Consider the following 11,138-nt stretch of genomic DNA (forward strand, 5'->3'; position numbering starts at 1 on the left):
CATCCTGCTGGGCGCGGTCGGCGTCGAGGACCAGGAGTTCGTCGGCCGGCTCCCGCTCGTCGGCAGGAGGGAAGGAGAGTCCGTCCGCCGCGGCGGCGAGCGTCGGAGCAGTCTCCCCCTCGCCGGTGGCGGCGGCCAGCAGCGCGGCGAGGATCGGGTGGTCGCTGCGGAGGGCCGGGTCACCGGTGACACCGGCGAGGTCGGCGAACGTCGCGACCAGGATCCGGTGCTCGACGGACATCCCGCGGACGCCCTCGCTCAGCGCTCGCATGCGCTCGAGGACGGGGTGGGGGTCGAAGCGGGCCGTGCCGTAGGCCAGCCGGGCGATACCGGCCGGATCCACCTGCAGGCCCTGGTGATGGCGCAGGTGGCGCACGAGCGCCGGGTTCATCCGGGCCTGCTCCGTGATCTGCAGCTCGTAGTCGTCCTGCGAGGGGTGGACCGTGAGGGACACCGCTGTGAGGAGCACGGGCGCGTTCAGGGTCTCGGAGCGACCCGAGTCGTCCACCGCACGCCACGATGCGGTTCCCGCGGCGAGGTAGCCCACATCGATCCCCCGCTCGGTCCCGAGCTCGAAGATCTTCGCACGCAGGGCGCGGGCGGCGGCCTTGGCCGCGCTGTACTGCACGGGGTCGCGCAGCAGGGTCGACAGCCGCGTGCGCCGCCCGGCGAGGAGCTGGGCCAGTCCGGACGGGTGGGCGTGCGTCAGATCGATGCTCGTGCCGGCCGAGGGCCGGAAGTGGAGCAGGGTGTCTCCGCTGGCCTGCGGGCCGAGCCCCTCGAGCCAGGGCACGAGGGACTCTTCGGCGGACGGCGTGCCGGCTGACGGCTCGTCGGGGGACGGCGTGCCGACGGACGACTCCTCGGCGGACCGGTCGGCGGACGGCGTGCCAGCGGACGACTCCTCGGCGGACCGGTCGGCGGACGGCGTGCCCCCGGAGGACGCCGGCTGCTGATCCGACTGGACCTCCTGCTGGACCTCCTGCTGATGGTCCTGCGGATCCTCCTGCGGCCTGCCGGCCGGCATCTCCGGCGCATCCTGCTGGTCCTGCTCCGGCACGACAGCCTTCTTCCCTGCATTATCACGTGCTGATCTCGACCAGATGGGCATGTCTTCCAAACTATCCGAAAAGCACACGGACCCCGCGGATAGCAACGCGGCCCGGGCGGACCGGAGGTTGGTTGCCCCGCCTCCGGGATCCGCCTACTCCCATTCGATGGTTCCCGGCGGCTTGCTGGTCACATCGAGCACCACGCGGTTGACACCGTCCACCTCGTTGGTGATCCGGTTCGAGATCCGAGCCAGCAGATCGTACGGCAGCCGCGACCAGTCCGCCGTCATGGCGTCCTCGCTGGAGACCGGACGCAGGACGATCGGATGCCCGTACGTGCGCCCGTCGCCCTGGACGCCCACGCTGCGCACGTCCGCGAGCAGGACCACGGGCATCTGCCACACCTCGTTGTCGAGCCCGGCCGCCGTCAGCTCGGCGCGGGCGATCGCATCGGCCTTGCGCAGGAGCTCGAGGCGCTCCTCCGTGACCTCTCCGACGATGCGGATACCGAGCCCGGGGCCGGGGAACGGCTGGCGTCCGACGATCTCCGCGGGCAGCCCGAGCTGGGCGCCCACCGCGCGCACCTCGTCCTTGAAGAGCGTCCGGAGCGGTTCGACGAGCTCGAACTGGAGGTCCTCGGGCAGGCCCCCGACGTTGTGGTGACTCTTGATGTTGGCGGCACCCTCGCCGCCGCCGGATTCGACGACGTCGGGATAGAGCGTCCCCTGGACGAGGAACCGGATGGGCTCGCCCTCGGCCTCGGCCTCGCGCATGATGGCACGCTCGGCCTCCTCGAACGCCCGGATGAACTCGCGGCCGATGATCTTGCGCTTGGTCTCGGGGTCGGAGACGCCGGCCAGCGCATCGAGGAATCGCTTCTGCTCGTTCGCGACGTACAGCTTGACGCCGGTCGCGGCCACGAAGTCGCGCTCGACCTGCTCGGCCTCACCCTCGCGGAGAAGGCCGTGATCCACGAAGACGCAGGTGAGCTGATCGCCCACGGCCCGCTGAACGAGCGCAGCGGCGACGGCCGAGTCGACACCGCCGGAGAGCCCGCAGATGACGCGTGCGTCGCCGATCTGTTCGCGGATGCGCTCCACCTGCTCCTCGAGGATGTTGCGGGTGGTCCAGTTCGGGTCGAGCCGCGCGCCCCGGAAGAGGAAGTTCTCGATCACGGCCTGGCCGTGCTGCGAATGCTTCACCTCGGGGTGCCACTGCACGCCGTAGAGGCCCTTTTCCTCGTTCGCGAAGGCGGCGACCGGGGCACCGGCCGTGCTGGCGAGGACGTCGAACCCCTCGGGGGCGGCCTGGACGCTGTCGCCGTGGCTCATCCAGGCGTTCTGCTGATCCGGTGTCCCGCTGAGGATGGAGCGCGACTCGCCGTCCGACCGCACATCCGTGGACCCGTACTCCCGCAGGCCGGTCTTCGCGACGGTACCACCGAGCGCGGAGGCCATGGCCTGGAAGCCGTAGCAGATCCCCAGGACGGGCACGCCGGCCTCGAACAGGTCGCGCTCGACACGCGGGGCCCCCTCCGCGTAGACGCTGGAGGGGCCGCCCGAGAGGATGATCGCCACGGGGTTCTTCGCGAGGATCTGCTCGGTGCTGAGCGTGTGCGGGACAATCTCGGAGTAGACATCGGCCTCGCGGACGCGGCGTGCGATCAGCTGGGCGTACTGTGCGCCGTAGTCCACGACGAGGACAGGGCGGTGTTCAGAGCCGTTCTCGGGGGTAGTCACCCATCAACAATAGTCCGCGGGCACGGGCCTCGCACATCTTCGGGACGACGTCGGGAAGGAACCGATGGCGACCGTCGGACGGGCGACGGCAGTGCGGACGGAACGGCTCAGTAGCGGGAGGCGGCCTCGGGGTGCTCCCTGAGGTCCTGCTCCGCCTGGCGGTGGATCCGCTTCTCCACGAAGAACGAGAGCAGGGGCACCACGCCGCCGAGCGCGATCAGGACGAAACGGCTGAATGGCCACCGCAGGAACTGCCACAGCCGGAAGTCCGCGATGAGGTAGACCACGTAGAGCCAGCCGTGCACGATCAGCACCGCGGTGGACAGGTTGAATCCGCCGGCGGTCTCGGCGACGACCTCGGGCAGGAACTGGATGGCGGCGCCACCGCCGGCCACGATCTCGGACCCGTATCCGTACTTCGCGACCATCTCGACGACGACGAGCAGCAGCATGACGCCCGTGGCGTAGGCCAGCACCCTGTAGAACGCCAACGCCGAGCGGATCTGCGCGTGGGTTCCACCGAACCGCCTCTTCGGCGTGCCCTTGGAGCGTGGGCCTCCGGATCCGGCAGTCGGGTCGAGGGCAGGTTCAGTCACGGTGTGCACCGCTTTCGGGATCGGTTACGGGACGGGTGGAGGGGACGACGACGGGGCCGTCGGCATGGACGGCGTGCGCTTCGGCTGCCGCCTCCGCTGCGTCGGCTTCGTCCTCGAGGGTGCGGCGGTGATCGTCGGCCACGAGCCGCCACCAGAGGAAGAACGCGAATCCGGCGAAGACGACCCATTCGATGGCATAGAAGATGTTGAGCCAGTTGATGGGTGTCTCCTGCGGCTGCGGACCGACCAGGACGCGCTCCATGTCGGCCGCGAAGGGGATCCCGGCGCCGCCGACGGTGATGTCCGAGGCCACGACGAAGGCTGCGTAGGAGGACCGGTCCCAGAGGTTGGCGAGCTCCGCCGTGGCCAGCGTGGGGACCTGCCCCTCCACCGGCCGCTGGACCTCGGGCGCCTCGGGCGGCAGCAGGCGACCGACCACCCGGGCCGCGCCCTGCTGCTCCGCCACGGCCGCTCCGTCGTCCGCCGTGGGCACCCAGCCGAGGACGACGGGGATGACGGGGATCTCGCCGGGGGCCTGGTCCTCCGCCCCGTCGACGGCGAAGCCCTGGACGACCCACAGCCCTTCCTCGCCCTCGAGCAACCGGTCCTGGACGAGGATCCTGGTGCCCGGCAGGAACTCGCCGTCGAGCGAGACCATCTGGTCGGCGACGGTCGCGTAGAGGGGGCTCATGGGCTCAAGGACGTCGGTCAGGGGACGGATGTTCTCGGTGGTACTCGGCGCGGGCGGGGCGGTCTCTCGCGACGAGTTGAACTGCCACTGGCTGAGGAGCACGAAGACCGCGGCGATCGTCATCGCAAGGATCAGCATGAGGATCCAACGAGGCTTCAGGGCGGTCTTCAACACTCCTTAAAGGTACTTCGTGACTCTGTAGAACAACGAATGCCGCCGGTGCCGGACGCGCCCGTGGCACGGCCCGGGAAAGTGATTGGTGAATCCCTATCGCTTCGGTCCGATGCGGTCTAGGCTTGGTCCTCGTGCGTGCCTTTCCCTATCCCCTGACCGGCTCTCCGGACCTGCGCTCGCCCACGCGCTACCTGCTCTGGCTGGGCGGCTTCCAGAAGGCGACGCTCGCCGCAGGGATCCTGCTCGGTGCGGTCTGGATGGCGTCGCAGGCGGTCATGCCCTTCGTCCTCGGCCGGGCCATCGACGACGGCGTGATCGGCGGTGACTCCCGGGCGCTCCTCGGCTGGGCCGGGGCCCTGCTGGGCCTCATGGTCGTCCAGGCCGTCTCCGACACGGCGACGCACCGGGCCGGGGTCAGCAACTGGATGCAGGCCGCCTTCCGCTCCGTACGCCTCGTGGGGCACAAGATCAGCCGCACGGGCGATGCCCTGCCGACGGCCCTCTCGACGGGCGAGGTCGTGTCGACGGCGGCGTCGGACGTCTTCCGGCTCGGTGAGGTGTACGAGGTGCTGACGCGCCTCGCCGGTGCTGCGGCGGCATGGCTCGTCGTGACGGTGCTCATCTGGCAGACCTCCCTCCTGCTCGGCCTCGTGGTGCTCCTCGGCGTGCCCGTGTGCTGCGGGCTGCTCCTCTTCGTCGTGCGTCCCATGCAGGCGCGGCAGCGCGAGCAGCGCGAGGCCTCGGGCAGGATGACAGCGGTGGGCGCCGACACGGTGGCAGGCCTGCGCGTCCTGCGCGGCATCGGCGGGGAACACATCTTCGTGGACCGGTACCGCGTGAAGTCCGCGGCCACCCGTGACTCCGGTATCCGCGTGGCCCGCTCCCTCGCCGATCTGGAAGCTTCTCAGGTGTTCATCGCGGGGACCTTCAGTGTCGTGTTCACCTGGGTCGGCGCCTCACTGGTCCTCGCGGGCGAGATCACGCCCGGCGAGCTCGTGGCGCTGTACGGCTTCTCCATCTTCCTCATGACGCCCATCCGCGCCGCCGCGGACTCGGTGGCCCGCTTCATCCGAGCGCACGTCGGTGCCCGGAAGATCATCGCCGTACTGTCCGTGGACGCGGATGTCGCCGAGAGCGGCACGCCGGTCCCGGCACCGCCGTCGGGCTCGGCCCTGGTGGACGAGCGGTCGGGAGTCGTCGTCGAACCCGGGCTCCTCACCGCCGTCGTGTCCCGGGAACCGGCGGAGTCGACCGCGGCCGTCACACGCCTCGGCCGGTTCGAGGACGCCGTGCTCGCCGAAGCGACCGTCCGGTGGGGTGCCGCCGATCTCCGGCACGTGCCGCTCGCCGACATCCGTGCCCGCATCGTGGTGAGCGAGGCGAGCCCCCAACTGTTCAGCGGGCCCCTGCGCCGGCAACTGGACCCGCACGGTAGGCACGACGACGGCGCGATCCTCGCGGCCCTCGAGGCCGCGAGCGCGCTGGACATCCTGGACGGGATCGACGGCGGCCTGGGGCACGAGGTCACCGAACGTGGGAGGGGCTTCTCCGGGGGCCAGCGGCAGCGCCTCGTCCTGGCGCGCGCCTACCTCACCGGAGCGGAGAACCTCGTGCTCGTGGAGCCGACGAGCGCCGTCGACGCCCATACCGAACAGCGCATCGCCGCGCGCCTGCCGGGAGCGCGGCGCCACGCCGGCCTGACCACCGTCATCGTCACCGCGAGCCCTCTCATGCTCCGGGCCGTGGACCGGGTGCTGTTCCTCGAGGACGGCCGGGTCGCGGCCCGCGGCAGCCACCGCGACCTCATGGCCACCAGTCCCGCCTATCGAAATGTGGTGATCCGCAGTGAGTAGTACCGCGAAGCTCCCCGTCGCGGAGCCCAGGACCGTCCGGGACGAGGCCTCCCGGCTCATCCGGCACCACCGGCGGGGGCTCGGCGCGGTGATCGCCCTGTACGTCGGATCGGCCGTCGCCGGACTCGCCGGGCCGCTGCTGCTCGGCATCCTCATCGACGCCGTGTCGGCGGGCACGACGGCGGGCTTCGTCGCGTCGGTCTCGCTGGGGATGCTCGGTTTCCTCGCCGTGCAGTCGGTGCTGCGACGGTACGCCGTCCGCTCCGGCATGGTGTTCGGGGAGCGCGTCTTCGCGGAGCTGCGCGAGGACTTCCTGGAGGACGTCACCGCGCTTCCGCTCTCCACCGTGGAGAAGGCGGGCACCGGGGACCTCGTGGCCCGCACGACCAACGACATCGAGGCCGTGTCCCACACCGTCCGCTTCGGCGTGCCGCAGGTCGTGGTGTCGGTGGTGACGATCATCCTGACCCTCGGCGCCGCCGTCGTCACCTCGCCCGTCCTGTCCGTCGCCCTGCTGGTCGGCCTGCCGCTGCTGTGGCCCGTGACGCGCTGGTACCTCAGGCGCAGCGCCGCAGGCTACATGCGCGAACGCGAGACGTACGCCGTCGTCAACGGGACGATCACCGAGACCATCGAGGGCGCGCGCACCGTCGATGCCCTGAGCCTCGGCGGGCTGCGACGGGAGGACCTCGACGGCGCCCTGGGCACGAGCTACCGGGCGGAGCGCTACACGCTGTGGCTCCGCTCGGTCCTGTTCCCGGCGGCCGATATCGCCTTCTGGCTGCCCGCTGCCGCCGTCCTCCTCTGGGGAGGGTGGCTGGCGGGCCAGGGCGTCGTCACGCCGGGCGCCGTCGCGGCCGTGGCACTCTTCGCGGTGCGCCTGATCGACCCGGTGGACCTGCTCATCATGTGGACCGACGAGATCCAGGTCGGTGCGGCCTCCCTCGCGCGGATCGTCGGCATCAAGGACGTGGAACCGGACCGCCGGGCGACGACGGCGGAGCCGGCGAACGAGGACATCGTGCTGTCCGCGGCGAGCTACGCGTATCGGCCGGGGCACGATGTGCTGCACGGCGTGGACCTCACCCTGGTGCGCGGCGAGCGCCTGGCCGTCGTCGGCCCGTCCGGAGCGGGGAAGTCGACGCTCGGGCGCCTGATCGCCGGCATCCATCCGCCGTCGTCGGGATCGGTTACGGTGGGCGGTGTGCCCCTCGTCGACCGCCCGCTCGACGATCTCCGCCGCGAGGTGGCCCTGGTGACGCAGGAGCACCACGTCTTCGTGGGGTCGGTCTCCGACAACGTCCGCCTGGGCCGCGCGGATGCCGGCGACGGGGAGATCGAGGATGCGCTGCGCAGCGTGGGTGCGCTCGACTGGGTGCAGCAGTTGCCGGAGGGCATGCACACGGAGGTCGGTTCGGGCGCCCACGAGCTGACGCCCGCCCAGGCGCAGGAGCTGGCCCTGGCGCGGCTGATCCTCGCGGACCCGCACACCCTGGTCCTCGACGAGGCCACGTCGCTGATCGACCCGCAGGCGGCTCGCGACCTCGAGCGGTCCCTCAACGCGGTGCTCGAGGGGCGCACCGTCATCGCGATCGCGCACCGGCTCCACACGGCGCACGACGCCGACCGCGTCGCCGTCGTGGAGGAGGGCCGCATCGCGGAACTGGGCTCGCACGACGAACTGCTGGCGCTCGGCGGCGCCTACGCCTCGCTCTGGAACTCCTGGCGGAGCGAGTAGGGGCGCGCAGGTCCTAGTGGTCGAAGAAGACCAGGGACGAGTTGATCAGCTCGGCGATGACCTCGGCGTCGTGCGCGCGGCGCAGCGACTCCCGGAAGTTCTCCTTGAACAGGCTGCGCGCGATCGTGGCGAGGACTTCGAGGTGCTCGGAGAACGACTGTGCGGGCGTCGCCATGAGGAGCACGAGAGTGGCAGGGCCGTCCACGGCACCGAAGTCGAGGCTGTACCCGAAGCGCGTGACCCCGACGGCGATCGACGTCTGGTTCACGTACTCGCTGCGGGCGTGCGGGAGGCCCACGCCACCGGGGAGACCGGTGGCCATCTGGTGCTCGCGGGAGTTGACCTGGTCGAGGAACGCCCGGAGGTCGGAGATCCGGCCGGCCGCATGCAGGCGTGCGGCCAGCTGTGCCGTTGCATCCTCCTTGGATGCGGCCTCCATCTCCAGGATCACGAGATCCGGTGTGGTGAGCTCGGCGTCGTGCAGCTCGAGGGAGTTCTGGCTCACGGTGTGCCTTTCGAGGTTCAGTCGGTGGAGACATACGGGGAAAGCACGACTTCCACCCGCTGGAACTCCTTGAGGTCCGAGTAACCGGTGGTGGCCATCGCCCGGCGCAGCGCACCGATCAGGTTCGAGGTGCCGTCCGTGTGGTGCGACGGCCCCCACAGCACCTCCTTGAGCGGTCCGACGGTGCCGATGTTGACCCGGTCGCCGCGCGGAAGCTCATGGTGGTGCGCTTCCTGGCCCCAGTGCCAGCCCTGGCCCGGAGCCTCCTCGGCGCGGGCGAGCGCGGAACCGAGCATGACGGCGTCGGCACCCATGGCGATGGCCTTCACGATGTCGCCGCTCGCGCCCATGCCGCCGTCGGCGATCACGTGGACGTACCGGCCGCCGGACTCGTCCATGTAGTCGCGGCGGGCGCCGGCGACGTCGGCGATCGCCGAGGCGAGCGGCGAGTGGATGCCGAGTGCGCGGCGGGTCGTCGTCGTCGCTCCCCCGCCGAAGCCGACGAGGACGCCTGCCGCACCGGTCCGCATGAGGTGGAGCGCGGGGGTGTAACCCGCGGCGCCGCCGACGATCACGGGGACGTCGAGTTCGTAGATGAACTTCTTGAGGTCGAGCGGCTGCTCGTTCTTGGACACGTGCTCGGCGGACACCGTGGTGCCGCGGATGACGAAGATGTCGACGCCGGCAGCGAGGACGGTCTTGTAGAACTGCTGGGTGCGCTGCGGGGTCAGTGCGCCCGCGACCGTCACGCCCGCTTCGCGGATCTCGGCCAGCCGGCTGGTGATCAGGTCGGCCTGGATCGGCGCGTCGTAGAGCTCCTGCATGCGTCGGGTCGCCGCGGGGCTGAAGTTCCCCGCGCCCAGGCCGGCGATCTCCTCGAGCACCGGCAGCGGGTCCTCGTAGCGGGTCCAGAGCCCTTCGAGGTTGAGGACACCGAGGCCGCCGAGCCGCCCCATCGCGATGGCCGTGGCGGGCGACATGGCGGAGTCCATGGGCGCTGCGACGACGGGCATCTCGAACTGGTACGCGTCGATCTGCCAGTTCACCGAGACGTCGAGGGGATCCCGGGTGCGCCGGGAGGGCACCACCGCCACGTCGTCCAGCGAATATGCCCTGCGTCCGCGCTTGCCTCGGCCAATCTCGATCTCGTAAGTCACTGCTCTAGGTTAGCCCAGCGCGGCCGCCGTCCCCGGTGGACGTCCTGCTCCGCGGAGGGGGACATGCCCGCCCGCGGGTGTGCAGGCGGGCATGCCGTTCATCGAGGTGCGGGCTAGCGCTGCCGCACCCGGCTGAGGAACCGTTCGGACCGCTCCCGGAGCTCGTCGACCTGGCGACGCACGACGACGGCGGGGTCGGGATGGATCTCGCCGGCAGGAGGCTCCCTGCGGACGTTCGAGGAGCAGATGAAGTCCGCGCAGATGAGGGTGCCGACGGTGTTGCCGTCGCGACCGGACCGGCCGGAACGTCGGGCGACCCAGAGGAGGACGTCCTCCTTCGAGAACACGTCCCGGCAGAGCTCGCAGAGCACGGACCGGTTCTTCCGGGCGCCGCTGTCGGGTGCCCGGAGGAGCATGCCGGACAGGCCCTGGGCGGTGGGGACCACGAGGTACCCGCGGAGCGGCATCTTCTCGTCCCGCCAGCCGAGGAAGTCGAGGTGGTCCCAGTCCAGGGTCTCGAGATTCCTGGGCGGTGTGAGCTTCGCGGTCTCGGATCGCGTGGCATTGATGAAGGAGGAGCGGATGTCCTTGATGGAAAGGGGTTGCATGGGAGAGTGCCTTAGCAGTCGGAGGATCGGAGTGATCGAGCTCTGCCGGCTGGAGGCATGCGAAGGAACCGTGCCGTGGGTGGGACGGCACCGTCGACCCGCTCTGGGCGGTGGATGCGGGAGTTCAGCTGGAGGGGCTGTCCGCTGCATGCTGGAAGGCCGGCTGCGGCGCGGGCGCACAGCAGGCCGGAGCGGCCACCCCGCTTACCGCGATCCGGGCCCTGGCGGTCCGTAGCATGCTCATTCGTCCTTGCTCCCTGTACTTCGTGCGGGGCTATCCTCGCAGGAGGACGGCCGGACTGCAAAGCGGCGCCATCACGCACCGGTCATCGGTGGAGGGATGGGTTGCCCCATCCCTCCACCGCCGTGCGGCCGCCTCCGCGGGAGGTGCGACCTACTGCTGCACCACGAGGTCGTCGAACGCCACCTTCACCGGTGCCACGGTCGCCGAACTGGAGAGGTAGGCGTCCACGGCCACCGATCCTGCCTTCTGCAGGACGGGCTCGGAGTCGGTCGACGTGAGCTGCCAGGCAGCAGGCTCCGCCGTCCCGACCTTCCACACCTTGGCCTGCACCGTCGCCGGGGCGGTACCCGACACCCGCACCCGCATGGAGTACGTGTCGGTCACGCTGAAGGTGAGGGGCACCGAAGCGCTCCCGAGGCGGGTCGTCGTACCGTTGACGGCCTTCTCCGTGATGAGCGACAGCCCACCGGTGCCGGACACCAGGAGCTTGCCCCGGTAGTCACCTGCTCCTGCGACGTTGCGGCCGATCACGGTCAGGTGGAGGCCACCGCCGTTGGGCGCCTTGTCGAGCTTCGCGGTGAAGCGGGTGTCGGTGGTCAGCGACGAGACGCCGTCCAGTCGCGCGGTAGCACTCGAGGCTGCGGCCGCCAGGTTCAGCAGGCCCCTGCTGCCGTCGACCGAGTACTTGCCGGTGGATCCGCCGACCGCCCAGGTCCCACCCGCCTCGGCGGTGCCCCAGCCTCCGGTGACGGTCCGGCTGAAGGTGTCCCGGGCGAGCTCA

Annotated in this window: 9 protein-coding genes and 1 pseudogene; 2 read left to right on the top strand and 8 right to left on the bottom strand. The window is 70.7% G+C overall.

The features are described from left to right. The 4 genes from CVO76_RS08365 to CVO76_RS08380 all read right to left on the bottom strand — a co-directional run. A partial coding sequence (locus tag CVO76_RS08365) for a DUF4011 domain-containing protein (protein ID WP_244185825.1) occupies positions 1-1,060 on the bottom strand: 1,060 nt, incomplete at its 3' end. A gap of 144 nt (positions 1,061-1,204) precedes the next feature. Next, complete coding sequence (gene guaA, locus CVO76_RS08370) at positions 1,205-2,791, bottom strand: glutamine-hydrolyzing GMP synthase (protein WP_133082529.1); 1,587 nt, start codon at positions 2,789-2,791, stop codon at positions 1,205-1,207. 107 nt (positions 2,792-2,898) lie between these two features. Next, the gene (locus tag CVO76_RS08375; RefSeq protein ID WP_208738951.1) at positions 2,899-3,387 is read right to left on the bottom strand and encodes a DUF3817 domain-containing protein; all 489 of its coding nucleotides are present in this window, start codon (positions 3,385-3,387) and stop codon (positions 2,899-2,901) included. After that, positions 3,380-4,216, bottom strand: a complete 837-nt coding sequence (locus tag CVO76_RS08380) for an SURF1 family protein (protein ID WP_244185826.1) — start codon at positions 4,214-4,216, stop codon at positions 3,380-3,382. The genes CVO76_RS08375 and CVO76_RS08380 overlap by 8 nt, the downstream gene beginning before the upstream one ends. Before the next feature lie 167 nt (positions 4,217-4,383). Between CVO76_RS08380 and CVO76_RS08385 the strand changes: the two genes are divergently transcribed. After that, positions 4,384-6,105 carry an ABC transporter transmembrane domain-containing protein gene (locus tag CVO76_RS08385; RefSeq protein ID WP_208738953.1) on the top strand — a complete coding sequence of 574 codons (1,722 nt, stop codon included), beginning with the start codon at positions 4,384-4,386 and terminating at the stop codon, positions 6,103-6,105. After that, on the top strand, positions 6,098-7,843 hold the full coding sequence (locus CVO76_RS08390) for an ABC transporter ATP-binding protein (protein ID WP_208738954.1): 1,746 nt from the start codon (positions 6,098-6,100) through the stop codon (positions 7,841-7,843). Before CVO76_RS08385 ends, CVO76_RS08390 begins: the two co-directional genes overlap by 8 nt. 13 nt (positions 7,844-7,856) lie before the next feature. On the opposite strand, the gene CVO76_RS08395 is transcribed toward CVO76_RS08390, so the two are convergent. The 4 genes and pseudogenes from CVO76_RS08395 to CVO76_RS08410 form a co-directional block, all read right to left on the bottom strand. Next, on the bottom strand, positions 7,857-8,282 hold the full coding sequence (locus CVO76_RS08395; protein ID WP_244186314.1) for a PTS sugar transporter subunit IIA: 426 nt from the start codon (positions 8,280-8,282) through the stop codon (positions 7,857-7,859). Positions 8,283-8,365: 83 nt separating this feature from the next. Beyond that, the gene (locus CVO76_RS08400) at positions 8,366-9,505 is read right to left on the bottom strand and encodes a GuaB3 family IMP dehydrogenase-related protein (RefSeq protein WP_133082523.1); all 1,140 of its coding nucleotides are present in this window, start codon (positions 9,503-9,505) and stop codon (positions 8,366-8,368) included. Positions 9,506-9,618: 113 nt separating this feature from the next. Continuing rightward, the gene (locus tag CVO76_RS08405; protein WP_208738955.1) at positions 9,619-10,113 is read right to left on the bottom strand and encodes an FBP domain-containing protein; all 495 of its coding nucleotides are present in this window, start codon (positions 10,111-10,113) and stop codon (positions 9,619-9,621) included. Positions 10,114-10,507: 394 nt separating this feature from the next. Further along, a pseudogene (locus CVO76_RS08410) lies at positions 10,508-11,138 on the bottom strand (PKD domain-containing protein); the annotation flags it as partial.

This window comes from Arthrobacter agilis (genome assembly GCF_002953615.1).
Classification (GTDB): Bacteria; Actinomycetota; Actinomycetes; order Actinomycetales; family Micrococcaceae; genus Arthrobacter_D; species Arthrobacter_D agilis_B.

Bases quoted from the DNA above. Each gene is read 5' to 3' on its own strand.
- CVO76_RS08380 (WP_244185826.1), bottom strand. From the start codon at position 4,216: ATGCTGATCCTTGCGATGACGATCGCCGCGGTCTTCGTGCTCCTCAGC.
- CVO76_RS08395 (WP_244186314.1), bottom strand. From the start codon at position 8,282: ATGGAGGCCGCATCCAAGGAGGATGCAACGGCACAGCTGGCCGCACGC.
- CVO76_RS08405 (WP_208738955.1), bottom strand. From the start codon at position 10,113: ATGCAACCCCTTTCCATCAAGGACATCCGCTCCTCCTTCATCAATGCC.